We start from the raw sequence: 19,191 nt of genomic DNA, 5'->3' as shown, positions 1-19,191 counted from the left end.
ACCGAGAAAATCGATGGCGTTGAGGCCAAGCTGAACGAAAGGATTAACAGCGTCGAGGTCAAGCTCACCGAGAAAATTGATGGCATTGAGGCCCAGTTGAACGAAAGGATCAACGGGATGGAAGGCAAACTGAGCGAGAAGATGGACGGGATTGGCAAGCGCTTGGACAACCAGGAGTTCATCAGCCGAGGGGCAATTATTACCCTAGTGGGTGGTGTGCTTACAGGTCTGATGTCTGATTAAGTACCTGTTTTTCTCCGACAATTGACTTTGGCTGCTGATGCAAACTCTTTGGCAAACCATCGCCCAGCACCTTGCGGAAGCGACAGGGGATCCCTTACGGCCCCTGCAGTATCGTTCTGTGGGCGGGGGCAGCATCAACGCCACCTATCGGTTTTCTTGCGCTTCCCAAAACCCTCTTGCAGAAGGGGCAAGAGACTACTTTGTCAAATTGGCCCGTGGGGGAGAAAGAGCGCTGGAGATGTTTGCAGCGGAAGCTGCGGGCTTGCGAACCCTGGCGGCTGCCCAGGCCATTCGCGTACCTCAGCCCATTGTCTGGGGATCCGTAGGAGAGCAGGCCTACTTGGTGCTGGAATACCTGGAGCTAACCTCGCCCCGTCCGCACACTGCGGGTTTGTTGGGATCCCAGTTGGCCCAGTTGCACCGCACCCTATCCCCCAACGGCAGCTACGGTTGGGAGCGCGACAACACCATCGGCTCTACGCCTCAGATCAACAGTTGGCGGCAGAATTGGCCGGATTTTTATCGGGAACAGCGGCTGCTCTACCAGGTGAAATTGGCTTGCCAACAGGGGTATCGCGGCACGTGGGTGGCCCAAGCCGAACGGGTAATGGCGGAGCTGGAAGCCTTTTTTCAGGACTACAGGCCAGAACCCGCTCTGTTGCATGGAGATCTGTGGGGCGGCAACTACGGGGCCTTGGCCGATGGATCCCCGGTGATTTTCGATCCGGCCACCTACTACGGGGATCGAGAGACGGATCTGGCGATGACAGAACTGTTTGGCGGCTTTCCGCCGGAGTTCTATCGGGCTTATCAGCAGACCTATCCTTTGGATAAGGGATATCCTCACCGCAAGCCCCTCTACCAGCTCTACCACTGGCTCAACCATCTCAACCTGTTTGGAGAGGGCTACCTAGGCTCGGTGCAGCGGGCTTTGCAGCAGTGTTTGCAATTTCTTGGATAAATCGTATGGTTGTTCAGGTTAAGATGAGACGCCTGGGCTACTGATCGCGCCAGCGGGACGGAGTCCTTGAAAAACCTTCTAACCCCCTGCATTATTGCTCCGCAACGCTATTGCTCCGCAACGCTGACGCGAAGACGCGACCAACGGTTTAGGTGTGGGCACAGTGTTCTGAGTTTGAGTGGAAATGACGATATGTCCATTCCCAAGCCGTTCGCGCCAGTGGGACAGAGTCCTTGGGGGGTAGCTCTCTCTGGGAGAGAAGCTGGGGGTGAGGGGGATCTGTCTCGAAGTAAACTGATCTGAAACGGCTAGGGGGTCTTCTCCGGCGAGGATTCCCCTGCCATGACCACAGCCCCCATGTCCCCCAACAGGCGCGACTGGTTGCGCAATACTCCCAGCAAATTGAGCCGGCTGGCCCGTCGCACAGGATCCGGATCCATCACCAGAACGGCTTCAAAAAACTGGGCTACCTGAGGGGCTGCCGCTTGCAGAGCTTCCACCAAGGGAACAAAATCTCCCCGTAAGGCCGGCTCCACCCCCAGACGATAGATTTTCTGGCAAGCCTCGTACAACTCCCTTTCTGCCGCCTCCTGCAACTGACCGGGATCCACGGCGGCTGCCGGATCCACCACGGCGTAGTCCAAGTCCCCTTGGGCTGCCAGGCGGGCGCAGCGATTGAGGGTGGGATAGAGATCCGCCAATTCCCCGGTGGCCCGCAGGTGTTGCAGGTACTCCGCCCGCAGCAAAGTCAAGGGCAGGTTGCCCAGGGCCCGCATGGTGAGCTCGGCCTTCTGGGGATCCTCCGCTTTGACCGACTCGGGATCCCCCACCACAGCCCTGACCAAGTCGTAATCAATCCGTTTTTCCTCCTGCAAAAGGGTCTGTATCCGTTGGGCCAAAAACTCCTGCAAGGCTCGCAAGGTGTGGACATCGCCAAAGGCATAGTCCTGCACCACGCTCTGCAACAGCAAGTTGAAGTCAAAAGTCCAGCCGGCATCCCAGGCAACCAGCACCAGGCTGTTGGCGGCCCGCCGCAGGGCAAAGCGATCCGAGGAGCCGGTGGGGATCCGCCCCAAGCGAAACATGCCCACCAAGGTATCCAGGCGATCTGCCCAGCCCACCACCCGCCCCGTCAGTGCTGTGGGCAAAGCGTCCCCCGCTCCCAAAGGCCAGTAGTGTTGCTCAATCCCCTCGGCTACCGCCTCCGGTTCCCCATCCTGCCGAGCGTAGTCGGCCCCCATGATCCCCTGCAGCTCGGGGAATTCGTACACCATTTGGGTAACTAGATCCGCTTTGCACAGTTGGGCGGTGCGCTCCACCAGCGCTTGTTCCTGGGCATCCAAGTTCAAGGCAGCAGCAATGAGGCGGCTGATGTGGCGGATGCGCTCCACCTTGTCCCGCATGGATCCCAGCCCCTCAGCAAAGGCGACTGCCTGTAGGCGCTCCACCCGCTCCGCCAAAGGGATCCGCCGATCCTCTTCGTAGAAAAAGCGGGCATCCGACAGGCGCGCCCGTACCACCCGGCTGTTGCCTGCCCCGATCCGCTCCGATTGCCCAGGGTCGCCATTGGAAATGGTGATGAAATAGGGCAGCAATTTCTGGGGATCCCGGCCATCCCGTACCGGGAAATAGCGTTGGTGGATGATCATCACCGTCTCGATCACCGCCGGCGGCAGGCGCAAAAATTCCGGCTCAAAACGCCCCAAAACCGCCGTCGGCCACTCCACCAACTGCACCACCTCCCGCAGCAGAGGGGCAGGGATCTGCGCTTCCCCATTCACCTGCCTGGCCAGCTTGGTTACCTCGGCCTGAATGTACGCTTCCCGCACTGCCGGATCGGGGCTGACCCCGGCCTCTTGCATTTGCTGAACGTAGCTCTCGGCCCGCTCCAGAGTGACCTGCTGGGATCCCAAAACGCGGTGCCCCCGGCTAACCCGCCCGGCCACCAAGCCCGGCATGGTATTGCCCTCGTGGGTCGGCAGCAGCAAAGGCAGCACCTGATCATCCCAAAGGGAAACCAGCCAGCGAATGGGGCGCGGAAACTTCAGATCCCCGCAGGCCCAGCGCATCAGCCGTTCCCCACTCAAGTTGGTAATCCAGGCGGGTGCCAATTCTTGGAGCACGGCTGCCGTCGGTCGGCCCCGCACCCGCTGCACCGCAAACACAAAGGATCCCTTGCCCACTTGCCGGATTTCCAGGCTGCCGGGATCCACCCCTTGTTTTTGGGCAAATTTTTCCCCGGCAGGGGTGAGCTGGCCATCTTGGTAGGCGACCTGAACCGGCGGCCCCTTCACCTCTAGGGTGCGATCCGGCTGCTGGGTGGGCAACCCCTGCAACAGAACCGCCAGGCGGCGCGGCGTACCGAAAAGCTGCATCTGCTCCGCTTGCAAATGGGCCTCCGCCAAAGAGGCCGGGATCCCGGTTCGCCACTGCTCTAGGGCCGAATCCACAAAACTGGCTGGGAGTTCCTCACAGCCGACTTCCAGCAAATAGGCAACCATACTCCTGTGCTCCGTAGGGTACCATCCCCACTTCCTCAATCAACATAGTCTATGGCTCTGGGCCTCCCTTCTGGCTCACGATGGTTCCGAAGCCGGGGTATCCCAGTTTACCAGGGGAGCTGGGGCGGAGTTGAGACAAGAGCTCAAATCCGCCAGACAACACTCCAAAGCCATCACTGCCAAGTTGACTCTGTAGCGGCAAGAGCCCCCTCTCCTTGGCGCAAGGGATAGGCCGAGTCCCGTGGCAAATGCACCACGATGATGGGAAGGCTGGGTCGGTTGCGGGCGATGGTCTCCGGCTCTCGGCCCAGACGCGACCGGTTGCCGGTTTCGCTGGGAACCAATACCAACACATCTCCTGGCTGCAGCGCTTTGAAGGCTTCCGCCACCACCCCCCCCTGCACCCGCTGAACCGGCAAGTGGGCATAGCTTTCTGCCGGCAAGGCTGGGGAGCGTTCCCGCCCAGGTCGGGTTTGCACCAGCAGGATCTGCAAACCCGCTTTCAATTCGCCGGCCAGCGTTTGCGCCAGCCCAATGGTCTGCTGTAGGGATCCGGGAGAGACCTCCAGCTCCGGTGCAACCAAGAGGATGCGGCGTGCTGTCTCGATGGGTACCGGAAACCGCGTAATCAAGACTGGGATCCCCACCTGCCGCACCACCGCGTCAATGATGCTGCCGAAAAAGTTCTCCGCATAGGTGGAGTAGCCCTTCCAGCCCAGGATCACCAAGGTTGCCTGCCGTTCCGCCGCCGAGCGAATGATCCCTTTTTCCACCGAGTCATCCACCCGCCGAATCGGCTCCACTCGGGTCACGGCGCTGTGGGCCAGAGCTTCTGCGAAAGTCAGCAACTGCTCCTGCCGGGCCAGGGCTGCCGGCGAGATCCCGGCGCGGTCAGACAAAACATGCAGCGGCAGCAGCGTTCCCCCATCTTTTTTGGCCAAAATCAAAGCCAACTGTAACAGGTTCCTCTCAGTATCCGGGTTGGCCACCGGCACCAAGACGCGAGCTCCCCAATCTGGCTTGGGCAATTCGGTGGACTCTGCGGCCACCTCGGTGGGCTGCATTTGCTCTCCCCAGCGGGCCACAATCCAAGGCGAGGCAACACAGGTCACGAGGATCATGGCAATGATGCCGTTCACCGTCAGCTCATCCACCAACTTCACCTGAAAGGCCACCGTGATTGCCGCCAGGGTAGCCGCCGCCTGAGCCATCGACAAACCGAACATAACCATAGCGCTGGCAAAGCGCCAGCCAAACAATTGGGCCGGGATCCAAGCGGCCAGAAACTTGCTCACCACCTCCGCTGCGATCATCACCCCTCCCACCAGCAGCGAGCGCGGCTCTCCCAAGAGAATGCCGGGATTGATCAGCATCCCCACCGAGATCAAGAAAAAAGGCACAAACAGGGTGTTGCCGATAAACTGGATCCGGTTCATCAGGGGGCTGAGCTGGGGGATGATGGGGGTAATGGCCGTCCCGGCCAGAAAGGCTCCCACCACCGGCTCAATGCCGATCAACCCCGCTCCGTAGGCCACCACAAACAAAGTGGCGATCACGAAAGTAAACTCTGCTCCCTCGTCGTGACCAAAGCGTTGAAAGAACCAACTGCCCAGCTTGGGCACCCCCCACAGGGTGGCAAACGTGTAGAGGGCAATGGAAGGGATCAACGTCAGCCAAAAGCGCAGCGACAGCTCCCCTTGGTGGGCGCGCACCACCACCGCCAGCACCAACAAAGCCAGGACATTCGTGATAAGGGTGGCCCCCAAAGTTGCCGTTACCGTCTGCAGGCGCATCAACCCCAGCTTCGAGATGATGGGCAGACCGATCAGGGTGTGAGAGGCAAAACAAGAGGCCACCAGCACCGCCGCCAGAAAGCCATACCCAATGGCCAACATGGCTGCTGTGCCGATGAGCATGGGCAACAGAAAGGTGAGCGCCCCGAAGATGGTGGCCTTCCCGGCATTGAGCTTCAAATCTTCCAGACTGGTCTCCAGCCCCGCCATGAACATGAGAAACAACAGCCCCACCGTGCCCAGCAGGATGATGGTCTCGTCCCGCCGCAAGATGCCCAAGCCGTAGGGCCCCACCACCAGCCCAGCCAAGATTAACCCGATGATCCCCGGCAGGCGCAGCCGCTCAAATAGCAAGGGAGCCACCAGCATGATGGTCAGGATGATCAAAAACACCAGCACCGGATTCTCAACAGGGCCGATCAGGGCTAGAGGGATCCCCGAAATTTGCAGCCAGTTAGCCAGCATAAATCACCCGACAGACAGCTAATGAACAGACCCGGCAAAGCGCCCGCATGAGTCTATCAGATCCCTCCAGATCCAAGTAGCTCTCGATGCCCCACAGACTTTGTCCGGCCTTCAATTACTGGCAGGGCGTTTAATAAGTATTCAAAAGTAAGTACATCAGACACATTAAGACACATTAAGCAGTGAAAACAGCTTGGCAGTAGTGCCCAGAGAAAGGCGGGAGAAACCCCCGAGAAACACGCATTAGAATCAGAGGGTACATGCTCTTGGGCTGCCCATGAACCAGCTTGCTCCTGGAAAAGTGATCGGCCAGCGCTATCAACTGGTTCACAGCATTGCAGCAGGTGGCATGGGGCGGGTGTTCAAGGCTGTCGATACGCGCCTGTTCAACCGTCCGGTGGCGGTCAAGCTGTTGCACCAAAACTTAGCAGGCGATGACAACACCCGACGCCAGTTGCACAAACGTTTTCAGCAGGAAATTCGCATCAGCACGCTGCTGGGGGAGCACCCTGCCATTGTCAAGGTATTGGACTATGGCCTAGAGAACGACCAACCTTACCTGGTGATGGAATACCTGACGGGGCGCAGTTTGGGGGAGCTGATGCTCAAGCAGCCGGTGCTGCCGCCTCAACAGGTGGTGAGGATTGCCCGCCAAGTGTGTGCCGGTCTCTATTACGCCCACAACCTAGAGACCGAGCAGGATGGCCATCTCATCAAGGGGGTGATCCATCGCGACATCAAACCCAGCAACCTCTTCGTCCTAAAAGATGAAACGTTGGGGGAGACCGTCAAAATCTTGGATTTCGGCATTGCCAAGCTCCTCAGCGACGTTTCCCTTGCCCTCGGCACCCAGACCACCGGCTTTTTGGGTACGGTGCGCTATGCCTCTCCCGAACAGGTGCGCGGGGAAGCCCTGGATGCCCGCTCGGATATCTACTCGCTTGGCGTAGTGCTCTACCGCATGTTGACCGGGCAACAACCTCTGCGACCCAAGAGCGATTCTTTCCCCGGCTGGTACGAGGCCCACAATTACCAACAGCCTCAGCCCTTCGATCGCTCGAATTTGCCCTATGAGATTCCGCTGGAGCTGGAACAGGTGGTGCTCTCCTGTCTGGCCAAAGATCCCGACCGGCGGCCCCAAGATATGAAGGTTCTCAGCGCCCAATTGGAGGGATCCCTGCACTCCCAGAGCGCTGCCAGCTCTTCCCTCGCGCCCCCCCCAACCGCACCCATCTTCTCCGAGCGTACCCTGGCGGCGGTGGATGCAGGGCAGTCGGGCACACACCTGCTCAGTACCCAGGCAGAGCCCGAGGCCAAGCCGTTTCCCCTCTGGGCTGGGATAGCCCTTTTTGTTGTCATTGCGGGGAGCACCTTCTGGGGCCTGCGTCTGCTGTTGGATCCGGGCCCAGGCAGCGAAAGACCGCCTGCTGCCCCCGAACGCCCCCTTCCAGTCGGCGGTGCAGAGCACCCTGAGCGGGATCCCTCAGCCACTCCTGAACCTCTGCTGGACTGGCTGCCGCGGGATCCGGAGGGCAAACCGGTGTTTGAGGATGATCCCGCCCCAGATCTGGGAATCGGTGAGTCCGCAAGCGAGCCCACACCCAGGCCAGCGGCAACTCCAGAGGCAGTGTCCTCTACCCCTCAGCCCCCTGCTCCAACTCAGCAGGTGTCACCTCCTCCTCCAGCCCCTGCTGTGCCTCCACCCCGACCGGTTGCAGTGCCCACGCCCGCTGCTCCACCTTCTCCAGCCCCTGTCCCAGCCAAACCTCTCCCGCCGCAGCCCATCAATCAACCTTTGTTTCCCCAAGTGAACCGGGTTGCTCCAACTTCTGCTCCCCTTGCAGCCCCTCCAACCCAACCTCCCACCCCTGGCTTTCTGGAGCGGTTGCGCGAGGAGCGAGAACGCTTGGGGAAAGACTAGGCGCAAAAAAGGGATCCCCAAGGATCCCTTCGCAAACAGAGACATAGGGCTAGTCTTCGATGGGATCCCCCGTCAAGGGATCCCAGAACAGGTAGAGTCAGGCGGCAGCCAGCCGGGCATTGGCGGCATCCCAGTTCACCAAGTGCTCCAGGTAGGCATTGATGAAGTCAGGCCGCCGGTTTTGGTAATCCAGGTAGTAGGCGTGCTCCCACACATCCAAGGTGAGCAGGGGCGTTTGACCGTGAACCAGCGGATTTTCGGCATTGGGGGTTTTGGTAACCTTCAGGGTGCCGTTGTCCAGCACCAGCCAGGCCCAACCGCTGCCAAATTGGGTGGCGGCTGCCGTCTTGAAGGCTTCTGCAAACTTGTCATAGCCGCCAAAGTCGGCGTTGATCTTGTCGGCAATAGGCCCGGTAGGCGCACCTCCCCCGCCTGGCTTCATGGATTCCCAGAAAAAGGTGTGATTCCAAACTTGGGCAGCATTGTTGAAGATACCCGCTTTGCTGGGATCCCCAAAGGTGGCCTTGATGATTTCTTCCAGAGACTTGTTGGCCAGATCGGTGCCCTCGATGAGCTTGTTCAGGTTGGCTACGTAGGCCGCGTGGTGCTTGCCGTGGTGGAAGGAAAACGTTTCTGCCGACATGTAGGGCTTCAGCGCGTCGGCAGGATAGGGCAGAGCCGGGAGTTCAAAAGCCATAATCGTCTGTCCTCTGTGTCTTGTGCAAGGAATGCAAGAAAGAACGCGGTGAAGGGTCAGGAGAACCAGAAAAAGGCGTTACCTTTCTTTGCAGTCTTAGTGTAACTCAGAATCACTACGCTTTGGGATCCCTTGGACATTTCGATTCCCGCTGGGACAGGGCTCGACCCCAGAGAGGTGGAACCGCGGCTGTCTCAGCCCAATGGCCGACAACCACTCGTTGGCCAGCGGTCGGAAAAGCGAGATCGTCCCGGCTGGAAAGCGCTAACGGGATCCCTCCCGCAGCAGCTCAATCAGCAGGGGAGCGACATCCCTGAGCAGGGGGATCAAAACCGCCGTGATGGCGGCAATGGTAACCACATTGCGGGTGAAGTTGAGGGTATCGCGGCTGAGCTGGAAAAACCGCTCGTCCCACCGTTTGACCTCGGCCTCGAGGCGCTCCTCGGCTCTGGCAATGCGCTCCTCGGCTTTGGCAATGCGTTCCTCGGCCCTGGCAATGCGCTCCTCGGTGCCGGCAATGGTTTGCAGCACCTCTTGGTTCTGTCGGGTCAGTTGGGCGATGGCCTGGGCATTGGCCTCCACCGTGCGCTCGATACGCGCCAGCCGCTCTTCGCTGTAGGTCATGGATCCCCCCTAGGGACGACGGAACTGATGCGGGCTGGGAAAGTCCTGGGGTGGGATCCCTTGGAGAGCCTCGGTCATAAAGCGCTTCCAAGTGGGGGCCACAAAAGCGCCTCCTGCCGTACCCGGCAGCATGGGAGAGTTGTTGTCGTTGCCGATCCAAATGGCGGTGGACAGTTGCGGCACGTAGCCGATGAACCAAGCATCGCGGAAATCGGAGGTGGTGCCGGTTTTGCCGGCCACGGGTCGCCCATCGTCCAGACGAGCCGCCCTCCCGGTGCCTTGGGTCACTACCCCTTTGAGGATTTGGTTGAGCGTAGCCACCGCCCAGGGATCCAAAACCCGCTGCGGCTGAGGCCTGGCCTCGAAGAGGATTTGGCCGTTGCGATCCACCACCTGGGCCAAGAGGGTCGGCTCCACCCGATATCCGCCATTGGCAAAGACCGCATAGCTGGCCGCCATCTCCAGGGGGCTGACGCTGGCCGAGCCCAGAGCTGTAGCCAAGTTGGGAAACATCTCGGCAGTAATACCCGTGGCCTGAGCCGCTGCAATGACGTTGCGGATCCCAACATCATCGGCCAACTTGACCGTGGGCACGTTGCGGGAGAGCTCCAAAGCCCGAGCAAAGGTGAGGGGGCCATAAAAGGTGTTGTCGTAGTTTTTCGGGCTGTAGGGCGGCGAGCCGGGATAGGTGACGGGGGTATCTTCCAAAATGCTGCCGGGTGAATAGCGCCCGCTGGCCAGAGCCGCGTAGTACACATAGGGCTTAAAGGTGGATCCCGTTTGGCGAAACGCCTGGGTGGCGCGGTTAAATTGGCCCCGCTGAGCGTTGATCCCGCCCACAATGGCTTTCACATAGCCGGTACGGGGATCCACTGCCGCCAAAGCCATTTGATCGGCACGACGAGCTGCCCCAATGCGGGGGCCATCTTCATTGACAATGCGCTGGGCAAGGCGCTGCAGACGCAGATCGATGGTGGACTGAACCCGCAGACCTCCTTGCATTAGAGCTTGTTCCCCATAGCGGCGCCGCAGCTCCGCCTCAATGGCGTCGGTAACTGCTGGGGCGTTACTTTGAAAGGAGGTAATGCGGCCTAAGGTCAGCTTTTGCTCCCGCGCCGCCTGGGCTTCCTCGGGGGTAATCCACTTCAGCTCCACCAGACGATCCAGCACCAGGTGTTGCCGCCGTTTGGCTCCCTCCAGGTTGCGAAAGGGGCTAAGGGTTTCCGGGGCCGGCAGGATCCCAGCCAACATCGCCGCTTCAGCCAAGTTCAGTTCAGACGCATCCTTGTTGAAGTAGCTGCGGGCCGCCGCCTGGATGCCGTAGAGATTGTGCCCCCAGTACACCTGGTTGAGGTACATCTCCAGGATCTCGTCTTTGCTGAAGACCTGTTCTAGGCGCACCGCCAACACGATCTCGGCGACTTTACGGCTGAGGGTACGCTCCGGCCTCAAAAACAGGTTCTTGACCAACTGCATTGTCAGGGTGGATCCCCCCCCCGCCGAGCCTATACCCCCCTCCACACTGCCTAGGATCGCCCGGCCCAAGCTGACCGGATTAATGCCTGGATGGGTGTAGAAGTGGCTGTCTTCAATGGCCAGCAAGGCCTTTTTCATCTCCGGCGAGACCTGTTCAAGGGAGATCACTTCCCGGTTGGCCTCCCCGTGTAGGCTGGCAATGGGCTCGCCCCGAATATCGACAATGTGGGTGGTGGCAATGGGCACGTAATCCCGCAATTGATGCACGTCCGGCAAGTTGCGGAAGCTAATGGCCAGCCCCACCAATCCGGCAGCCGTTGCCGTGGATCCCAAGAGCAGGGATCCCAGCAACAGATTGCCCACCACACCGGCAACCTGGGCAATCCGGGAGGGGCGGGTGGGTGGGGTATAGTCGGCATGCTCGTCAAACCCCGATCCGGAAAAAGGGGAATTGGAGACACGCTCCAACCCCGGCTTTCTCGCCCGGCGGGCCAATGGTCTGCGACCGTAGGTCACGTCAAAAACCCTGTCACGTCCGTGTTGCAAAGCAACAACAAGCCAGACCCATTATAGGGCGGCGTCTATTGGGGCAGCAGGATGGCCAACCCTGCCCATCGACAACTCCAACCGGGCTAGGGGGAGAAGATCTTGAGTTGAGAATCGAGCATCTTTTGCGTGGGCTTAAAATGGCTCATGGGTTCAGCCGGAGGAGCAGGATTTGAGTTTATCGTCAGCCTCAGTTTCGCCAACGTACCGGGATCCGTTGATAGCCCAAATTGTTGAGCGGGGGGTGGCCGAGATCTTTCCAGGAGGAGCTGCTGCCCTGGCGGAGCGCTTGGCGCAAGCGGATCGTCCCCTGCGGGTGAAGCTGGGCATCGATCCCACCCGACCGGATCTACACCTGGGCCATTCAGTGGTGTTGCGCAAGTTGCGCCAGTTTCAGGATGCGGGCCATGTGGCCATTTTGCTCATCGGGGACTTCACGGCGCTGGTCGGGGATCCCACCGGCCAATCGCAGGCCCGTCCCCGCCTCACCCCAGCAGAAGTGGAGGAAAACGCCCGCACCTACTTGGAGCAGGCCGGCAAGATCTTGGATTTTGAGACCCCTGGCCGGCTGGAGGTGCGCCGCAACAGCGAGTGGCTGGCCCACCTGACTCTCAGCGAGCTGATCGAACTCCAGGCCCAGATGACGGTGGGGCAGATGCTGGCCAAAGAAGACTTTGCCCAGCGCTACCGAGCTGGAACGCCAATTTATCTGCACGAATTTCTCTATCCCCTCCTGCAGGGCTACGACTCGGTGGCTCTGGCAGCCGACGTAGAACTGGGGGGAACCGACCAGCGCTTTAACCTGCTCACCGGTCGGGATCTGCAAATTTGGAAGGGCCAAGCGCCGCAGTTCTGCGTGACGGTGCCGCTTTTGGAGGGGTTGGACGGGTACCAGAAAATGTCCAAGTCCAAAAACAACTACGTGGGGCTGACTGAGGATCCCCTCACCATGTACTCCAAGCTGGAGAAGGTGCCGGATCACCTGGTGGAGCGCTACTTTGAGTTGCTCACCTCAGTGCCCCTTGCCGAGCTGCCGCAGGATCCCCGCCAGCGGCAGATCCTCCTAGCCAAGACCCTAGTGGCCCAGTTTCACTCCCCTGCAGCGGCAGAAGAGGCCCAGCGCACCGCTCAAGCTTTGGTGCTAGACGGTATTCTTGCCGAAACGGGATCCATCCCCACCTTTGCCATCGATGGGTTGTCTTACCCTGTTAAACTCAGCTACATCCTGCGTGAGTGTGGCCTGTGCAAGAGTGCCGCCGAGGCCCGTCGGCAGATTCAAGGGGGCGCCGTGCGGCTGGATGGGCAAAAGGTGGAGGATCCCGACCTGGAGTTTGCCCATGCCTCGGAGCTGGCCGGGCGGATTTTGCAGGTGGGCAAAAAGGCCTTTCGTCGGCTAGTGAAAGGCGCAGATTAGTCTTCCCCTCTCCCTGTGGGAAAGGGGTGAGGGGATCCATCAACGGGCAGGCTTGAAGCCGAGTCCGGTTTTTTTCTGCCTGGTCTTGGCTGGGGGATCGGACAGAGGAGAAGGTAAACTACCCGACTCCGACCGCTAAAGCGGTACGGAGCGGGCTTTCAGTAGCCCTGAGCCTGCCCTGCTCTACTAGAGAACAAAACAGGCCCGAACCTCTAGGCTGGTTTACGACAGCCCCCAAAAGCGCAATCACATTCGCACCATTCAAATCCGCATCCCCTTCCCATCCACAGTGCCCACACTTGAACGACTTGCCACTGCGATAGGATTGCGCAGGATCGGGATGGATGTGTAAACACTTGTGACAGGTCTGCGACGTGTAAGCAGGCGGCACAAGAATCAGAGAAACCCCTGCAGCCCTCGCCTTGTATTCCAGAAATTGACGTAGTTGGTAGAACGCCCAACTGTTGGCCCTGCGCCGTTCGGCTTTGCTGCGCGGCTGTTGATTGACTCTTTTCCGGATCCCTGTCAGGTCTTCCAGGGCGATAGCGCTGTTGGTAGCTTTTGCCCTGGAGACAATAGCTTTGGAGATGCGATGATTGACCCACGTTTGAAAGCGTCTCTCCTTGCCAGACAGCCGTTGCAGCAGTTGACGGCATCTGCGCCGCGAACTGCGTGTGCCCTTACTGGCTTTGCGTTGGAGTGCCGCCCTCAGCTTGGAGTAGTGGTCTCGGATTCGGTTCAACTGCTGCCCATTCCAGTTATCCCCTTCTGACGTATGGGCAATATCTGTCCTTCCCAAGTCCACCCCCAGCACTCTACCCGTGCGTTGCGGTGGGGATGGCTCCGTTTCCACACAGATCTGAATAGAGTAGGAGCCGTCTTTACGCTTGACCAGAGTGGCCGATTTGGGATTGGAGCCCGCCAGCCGTTCTCTCTGGTAGCGGCCAATCGCCAGCTCAAAGCGCTCTCGACCCCCAACCGTGGTCAGCGACACCGTCCAGTCTTTCTCGCGGAACGAAAAGATACGGGCATCGTAGGTCGCAAAGCCTCTCTTGAACGCTTTGACGGGGCGGTTTTTCTGTTGGGCAACTTTACGGGCGCCGGCCAGCCGCCTGCAGACCTGCTGGTCGCGTAAGCGGGACGTAGTCCTTGCCAAGTTACTGGATAAGCCGAACCGGGCACGGATTTCGCGGTAGCACAGAGACTGGAGCTTAACGGCGTTGGCGACTTTCTCCGGCGTGTTCTGGTTGACCCAATTCAAGGCTTGGCCAAAAGCCTCCAAAGTCGCGTCCAATTTGGCGGCTTGCGACTGGGACACCTTGAGCTTGCAGGAGACGGTCAGGACTTGGGTCATGGTTCTATTGTGACTTCCGCATTCCTCCCGGCACTGACCCTACGGGTACAGTGCGGGGCTCCTGCGATTTCTAGCTGACGAAGTTGGCGGGAAAACGGGCTCCGGTTTGGGCCGGATCGAGCCCGCCTCGGCTACTGCCTCAGAGAGCTTTTGCCGCACCAGCTCCTGAGTCTCCAAAATGTTGGGATCCGCCGCCCATTCCGGGGCCTCTCGAACGGGATCATCCTCGGAGGTGAACTCCAGGTCGTAGGTCTCGGCGCGGTAATCGAGGCTGAAGCATTCCCAAGCCCGCAGACTGTAAAAATAGGGGAACAAACGCACAATGCGCTCAATATCCAGGTGCGCAGCAAAGCGACGAAAAGCCTCTTCTTCAGACACCGGAAAAGGGGCGTAATGTTCTGAAACAAACCACCGCAAGAACTTCCGCGCCTCTGGGATGATCTGCTGGGCAGGCAGGGATCCCAGCACCGCTGCGTTGAAGCAGTTGACCAACAGGTGCTCCAGCATTACCGCGTTGTACTCGGCAAAGCAGGTTTGCTCGCGGCTTTCCACCGGCTGCCAGGGCATGTTGCCGTTGGCGGCAATGAGCAGGTGAACCAGGTCATGGGAGGGGTTGGTTTGGATGTAGCCGTGCCCCTCCAACTTGGCGCCATCGCAGCTAAAGAGCTGGTGTTGGGGGCTCCAATAGAACTTGAGTTGCTTTGCCGCCATGTTCAGTTCTCCTCCTCACCCAGGGGATCCTTTTAGAGCTTACACCTGCACTGATGAGCTGCTATGAACTATAGGCCACGGAGGAGAGCGCCGGCTTATTTGACAATTGGTCAGCGAGAACGCTTGCCACAAGTGGCAAAACAAAGGGGTCTTTATCTCGAAGCAATTCTCGGAGCAGACAGGCTTTAGCCGCCCTACTAGGCTCAAAGCTGAGACCCGCTGTGCTCGCATTGTGAAAAAAAGATGAACTCGAGATCCTCTAACTGGAGTAAAAATCTTTACGCCTACACCAAGCGCTACAGTAGCTTTCGGAATTACTGTGTGGTATTGTAACTCCGTACTTTCACGCCACCCCACTATGCTCGCACTGGCAGCTGCAATGACCGTAAAAATACAGCCCGGTCAAGTAAAAAGCCAAAAAGCTGGTTGGCTGCTTCTTCTGGTGCTCGTGGGAAGCTGCCTTGTCGGCTGTGGCTCTTCCGGCGGTTCTTCCGGCGGTACAGGCATTGATCCGTCTGCTGTGGGATCCCAAGCTCGCCTGACATTCAATGGGGCTCTGACCCGCTCCTTTTCTGACACACAAGGGGAAATGGAGTTCAACATCGCCCTCCTGCAAGGCGGGGATCCGCCCCAACCGGTAACCCAGCTCTCTGCCAGTCAGGTCAGCCTGCAGGTGAACCGGGTAACCGACTTGCTAGGGATCCCACAGCCGGTAGCCTTGACCCTGACACCCACCCGGATCGAGAACCCCCCGCCGGATCTGGCTCAGCGGCCTTTGCTCATGGCAGTGCTGATGGATGGCTCAGGCAGCTTGCTGGTTTTGGATCCCCAATCTCGGCGCTTCCTGGCTGTTTTTCAGCTCCTGGATCAATTTCGCCCTGCACCCCTGGATCTGGGCGCCATTCTGCGCTTTGACAACCGGGGAGCAGGCTTTGGCGTTACAGCCCTGGGGCAGCCTCTGCGCACGGCTCAGCTGTTGCAAGACTTCACCAGCGACAAAGAGCTGCTGAGACGAGGGGTTTTGCGTGCTGTTCCCGGAGGGAACACCGCCCTTTACGATGCCACGGTAGAAGCCGGGCGTTTCTTGAGCGACTTTCGGCCCACCGAGCGTTTCAACCGCCGCTTGGTGGTATTCACCGATGGGATTGACAACGAAAGCACCCGCTCCATCAACCAAGCTACTCAGGAGCTGACAACTTTGGCCAGAGAGCGAGGACAAAAACTCACCGTGTATGTGGTTGGGTTGGGGGTCGATTTGAATCTTCTGGAGTTACAGCGCCTGGCTGCAGCTACTGAGGGGACTTTTGTGCTGGCACGGTTTTCTGAAGGGCTGGAAGCTCCCTTTGCCAACTTATTCCCTGCTGCTATTGGGGAGCACCGCCTGCAGGTGAGGGTGCAAAGCAATGTTCCGCTATCTGCTGGTTCTTATCTTCTCAGTGGCGAGCTGAGAGTTGAGAGAGAAGGCAGCCGTTTTGTGGCGCCATTCAGCGACGCTGTTCTCACGGTGGGATCCCGCTAGAGTCATTCCGCAGGCTGACAACATCCCTAATCGAGAGCGAGGCGATAAGCAAATGTTTCGACGACTCGGTATACCCAGAAGATTTTGGCAACCGGCTGCGCTTGTCCTGGCGGCAGTGCTTACAGGTTCCCTAACGGTTTTCCTGAAAGGTTGCGGTGGTGGTACCTCCAGCAGCCCCTCGACCGTGGGGTCGCCGCCAAGGGATCCCGGCTCTGGCTCTACCTCTGCCATTTTGGGATTGGTGGTTGATCCCTTTGCTCAGCTTTGCCCTTCAGGCTCAACAGCCGCCCTTTGTTCGGGAGGGCCGCTCTTTTCAAGAGGCAATAAGGTTGAGTTGTTCAACCTAAGCTCAAGAGGGGACATTTTGTTGCCTGCCTTGTCAACCACTGCCTTGGAGGGCAACTTGCGGTTCACCATCCCCTTTTCCGGATCGATTACTCAGCCGCCGGGGAAATTGGTATCGGTTCAGTCCAATCTCCTGGGCCAAGGGCGTCAGTCCGGCCAGCCTACACCCCTGCGGGGATTTATTTTCAGCGCAGCCGTGGATGTTTCCCCTTGGAGTGAAGCCCTTTATCGCATCTTGCTGCGGGAGCGGGATAGAGTACCTTTCTCCAACTTAGCTCCCCCCGAAGTTAGGGATCTGGAGAATATTCTGTTTGTCAGCGTACCTCTTTCCAGAACAGCGCGAAACTTGGAGGAGATCATCACTGACATCATTCGACAAGCGGATCAACTTAGTCTTAATCAGCTCCGCTTTGTGGAGGATCTCATTCGCGTTTGCTATGCCCCAGAAGGTAATCAATCGGATCAGCCCTGCCGCCTCCGCATTCCCATACCCCTACCTCCTGCACCGACGGACTTTCCGACACCTCGACCCACCCCACCGATAGAGCTTCCAACTGCTCCGCCCACAGGGGTGCCTGCTCCTGAAACTCCCGCTCTTCCCACCATCATCACCAACAGAGCTGTTGTTCGTTCAGCATCGGGCTCGTTGCTCTTTAGCAACACGGTTTCGGTGAGGGTAGATAACTGATGGTTGACTCGTTTTAGTCAAGTTTGATGTGAGCTGATTTTGTGTTTCAAGAGAACGCGCTGAGAGAGCCGAGGAGTGTTGAATGCTGACCTCAAAACCGTCTTCATTTCGTCCTGGTCAACTGGAAAGATTGCTTTGCTTTTTTAGTCGCAGCTTGGGCACCGTTTCCACAGCCCTGCTAATGGTTCTCTTGGGGGTAGAGCAAGCTAGCTTCTCTGCGTCTAGGGAAACGTCTCTACAACACCCCAAGCAGGATGAGCTGGTCTTTATCGATCAAGCCTTGCCGGACTTGGCGATCTTGCTGGCAGGCATTCGTCCTGGAGCGGAAGTTGTTTTTCTGGATCCCAATAAAGATGGGATTGAGCAGATCACAGAGACACTGCGAGGACGAAAAGGCATCAAAACCCTGCACATCCTGTCTCACGGGCAGGCAGGCTCACTCTCCTTGGGCAGAAGAGTTCTTAACCGAGAAAACTTGCCCGAGTACGCGGACCTACTGGCAAAGTGGAAATCTAGCCTTGCGGACGATGCGGACATTTTAATCTATGGCTGCGAGGTGGCGGCAGGGCTGGAGGGCAGACTTTTCATAGAGCAAATAGCCCGCCTGACAGGAGCTGATATTGCTGCTTCTACCAACCTCACAGGCTATGCCAAAGCCGGAGCAGATTGGATTTTAGAAGCCGCGGCTGGCAGCGTTACCGCTCCCACGATTGTGGTCGAAGGAGTAATTGATCACAGCTATCCGCACACACTGCAGGTAGGAGCCAAGCCCACCTTAGATGCCAGCTTCAAGCTTATAGATATTGATGTCAGTGGTCAAAAGCTGTCTCTCATTGGTGCAACCGAGCAAGTTGTTCTGAGGCGGGTTGATAACAAAAATGCGAAGGGCACCTGCAACGTAGTCTGGGTTGAGAGCTCATACATTCCCAGTGGCTTGGGAATTGCAGCCATGGAGGATGCTCTTTTAATTGATCCTGTGAATAAATTTATCAAAGCAGGTGCAGATAACATTTTTGTAAACTTTCCTGATGGTGGTACCAAGGCTTTTAACAACATAGAAAGAGTTGATTTCATTACCCCAAATGGCATAACCGCTCCGAGCATGGGTCTTGATAAGATTGGCTTCTTACTCCTAGACAGAGGCGGAAACGATCCTTTTAAGATTGCTGCTATTACAAAACTTGATGATTCCGATCCTGAACAATATGCCTATAACCCTGTTGTTGGAGTTGGTGCTGGTATCTGGGTAGGAGGGACATTGATAGCTAAGACGAACGTTCACTCTGACCAATGTGGAAATAAAGACCTGGATAAAAACATAGTGGCTTCTCCAACCAACCAAAAGTTGGCAGGAGTTTTTGTAAGTTATCAGGATCTAGGGATATCTCCTAATCAAACATTCTATGGATACTCGGTAATCGGGAATGATGTAACGGTACCTATCAATCAATATTCAAAGTTTCCGACGAACACAGGTAGCACCCCTGGCGGTTGGGACATGACGGCAGGAGGGGGCATTGTTGCTTACAACCCCGTTGCTAAGGATGACACTGCCACCACCCCAGCCAATACATCGGTCACCATCAATGTGCTGTCCAATGACACAGCCTACGCTTTTGACTTGGATCCCGCTACTATCGACCTAGACCCGTCCACTCCTGGACAGCAAGACACCCTGACAGTTCCTGGGGAAGGCACATATACCGTTAACAAATCCACTGGGGAAGTCACTTTTACTCCGGATCCAGGTTTCACAGGTAATACAACTCCAATCAAGTACACAGTAGAGGACGAGAAAGGGTTAATTTCTAACCAAGCAACCATCACTATTACAGTCACTCCTGCCCCTACCCCGACGCCAACGCCGACGCCCAGACCCACCCCAACCCCCACCCCCCCACCCACCCCCGCACCGACACCAACGCACAAGACG

At 58.1% G+C, this 19,191-nt stretch carries 13 protein-coding genes and 1 pseudogene; 7 read left to right on the top strand and 7 right to left on the bottom strand.

All coding sequences use genetic code 11. From position 1 onward, the window contains the following. Both NW870_RS10855 and NW870_RS10850 read left to right on the top strand, forming a co-directional pair. Window positions 1-243, top strand: a pseudogene (locus NW870_RS10855) (hypothetical protein); the annotation flags it as partial. Between the two features lie 37 nt (window positions 244-280). Beyond that, entirely contained in the window at window positions 281-1,204 is a 924-nt protein-coding gene (locus NW870_RS10850; protein WP_414356882.1) for a fructosamine kinase family protein, read from the top strand. Between the two features lie 308 nt (window positions 1,205-1,512). Here the strand turns inward: NW870_RS10850 and glyS are convergent, their stop codons facing one another. Continuing rightward, complete coding sequence (gene glyS / locus NW870_RS10845) at window positions 1,513-3,705, bottom strand: glycine--tRNA ligase subunit beta (protein ID WP_414375284.1); 2,193 nt, start codon at window positions 3,703-3,705, stop codon at window positions 1,513-1,515. 173 nt (window positions 3,706-3,878) lie between these two features. Then, on the bottom strand, window positions 3,879-5,963 hold the full coding sequence (locus NW870_RS10840; RefSeq protein WP_414375283.1) for a cation:proton antiporter: 2,085 nt from the start codon (window positions 5,961-5,963) through the stop codon (window positions 3,879-3,881). Window positions 5,964-6,240: 277 nt separating this feature from the next. Between NW870_RS10840 and NW870_RS10835 the strand changes: the two genes are divergently transcribed. Beyond that, complete coding sequence (locus NW870_RS10835; protein WP_414375282.1) at window positions 6,241-7,884, top strand: serine/threonine protein kinase; 1,644 nt, start codon at window positions 6,241-6,243, stop codon at window positions 7,882-7,884. Between the two features lie 97 nt (window positions 7,885-7,981). Here the strand turns inward: NW870_RS10835 and NW870_RS10830 are convergent, their stop codons facing one another. The 3 genes from NW870_RS10830 to NW870_RS10820 form a co-directional block, all read right to left on the bottom strand. Beyond that, on the bottom strand, window positions 7,982-8,581 hold the full coding sequence (locus NW870_RS10830) for a superoxide dismutase (RefSeq protein WP_414375281.1): 600 nt from the start codon (window positions 8,579-8,581) through the stop codon (window positions 7,982-7,984). Between the two features lie 264 nt (window positions 8,582-8,845). Then, window positions 8,846-9,205, bottom strand: a complete 360-nt coding sequence (locus tag NW870_RS10825; RefSeq protein ID WP_414375280.1) for a hypothetical protein — start codon at window positions 9,203-9,205, stop codon at window positions 8,846-8,848. A 9-nt stretch (window positions 9,206-9,214) separates the two neighbouring features. Then, entirely contained in the window at window positions 9,215-11,197 is a 1,983-nt protein-coding gene (locus NW870_RS10820) for a transglycosylase domain-containing protein (protein WP_414375278.1), read from the bottom strand. Between the two features lie 247 nt (window positions 11,198-11,444). Between NW870_RS10820 and tyrS the strand changes: the two genes are divergently transcribed. Then, on the top strand, window positions 11,445-12,641 hold the full coding sequence (gene tyrS / locus NW870_RS10815; protein WP_414375285.1) for a tyrosine--tRNA ligase: 1,197 nt from the start codon (window positions 11,445-11,447) through the stop codon (window positions 12,639-12,641). Window positions 12,642-12,759: 118 nt separating this feature from the next. Here the strand turns inward: tyrS and NW870_RS10810 are convergent, their stop codons facing one another. Continuing rightward, window positions 12,760-13,995, bottom strand: a complete 1,236-nt coding sequence (locus tag NW870_RS10810; protein WP_414375276.1) for an RNA-guided endonuclease InsQ/TnpB family protein — start codon at window positions 13,993-13,995, stop codon at window positions 12,760-12,762. A 39-nt stretch (window positions 13,996-14,034) separates the two neighbouring features. Beyond that, window positions 14,035-14,706 carry a hypothetical protein gene (locus tag NW870_RS10805; protein ID WP_414375275.1) on the bottom strand — a complete coding sequence of 224 codons (672 nt, stop codon included), beginning with the start codon at window positions 14,704-14,706 and terminating at the stop codon, window positions 14,035-14,037. 448 nt (window positions 14,707-15,154) lie between these two features. Between NW870_RS10805 and NW870_RS10800 the strand changes: the two genes are divergently transcribed. The 3 genes from NW870_RS10800 to NW870_RS10790 form a co-directional block, all read left to right on the top strand. Continuing rightward, window positions 15,155-16,225: a vWA domain-containing protein gene (locus tag NW870_RS10800; protein WP_414375273.1), complete on the top strand. Its 1,071-nt coding sequence runs from the start codon at window positions 15,155-15,157 to the stop codon at window positions 16,223-16,225. A 376-nt stretch (window positions 16,226-16,601) separates the two neighbouring features. Next, entirely contained in the window at window positions 16,602-17,258 is a 657-nt protein-coding gene (locus tag NW870_RS10795) for a hypothetical protein (protein ID WP_414375272.1), read from the top strand. 82 nt (window positions 17,259-17,340) lie between these two features. Further along, on the top strand, window positions 17,341-19,191 hold a 1,851-nt coding region (locus NW870_RS10790; RefSeq protein WP_414375271.1), incomplete at its 3' end, for a DUF4347 domain-containing protein.

The organism is Synechococcus sp. R50.1, from assembly GCF_047462115.1.
In the GTDB taxonomy this organism is placed as follows: domain Bacteria; phylum Cyanobacteriota; class Cyanobacteriia; order Thermostichales; family Thermostichaceae; genus Thermostichus.
Note: the sequence above shows the minus strand (reverse complement) of the source record. Positions and strands in the feature narration are given on the sequence as shown.

What these genes read in the sequence shown, in the direction of transcription:
- NW870_RS10840 (WP_414375283.1), bottom strand. Translation starts at nt 5,963, where the DNA reads ATGCTGGCTAACTGGCTGCAAATTTCGGGGATCCCTCTAGCCCTGATC.
- NW870_RS10825 (WP_414375280.1), bottom strand. Translation starts at nt 9,205, where the DNA reads ATGACCTACAGCGAAGAGCGGCTGGCGCGTATCGAGCGCACGGTGGAG.
- glyS (WP_414375284.1), bottom strand. Translation starts at nt 3,705, where the DNA reads ATGGTTGCCTATTTGCTGGAAGTCGGCTGTGAGGAACTCCCAGCCAGT.
- NW870_RS10835 (WP_414375282.1), top strand. Translation starts at nt 6,241, where the DNA reads ATGAACCAGCTTGCTCCTGGAAAAGTGATCGGCCAGCGCTATCAACTG.
- NW870_RS10805 (WP_414375275.1), bottom strand. Translation starts at nt 14,706, where the DNA reads ATGGCGGCAAAGCAACTCAAGTTCTATTGGAGCCCCCAACACCAGCTC.
- NW870_RS10830 (WP_414375281.1), bottom strand. Translation starts at nt 8,581, where the DNA reads ATGGCTTTTGAACTCCCGGCTCTGCCCTATCCTGCCGACGCGCTGAAG.
- NW870_RS10810 (WP_414375276.1), bottom strand. Translation starts at nt 13,995, where the DNA reads ATGACCCAAGTCCTGACCGTCTCCTGCAAGCTCAAGGTGTCCCAGTCG.
- NW870_RS10850 (WP_414356882.1), top strand. Translation starts at nt 281, where the DNA reads ATGCAAACTCTTTGGCAAACCATCGCCCAGCACCTTGCGGAAGCGACA.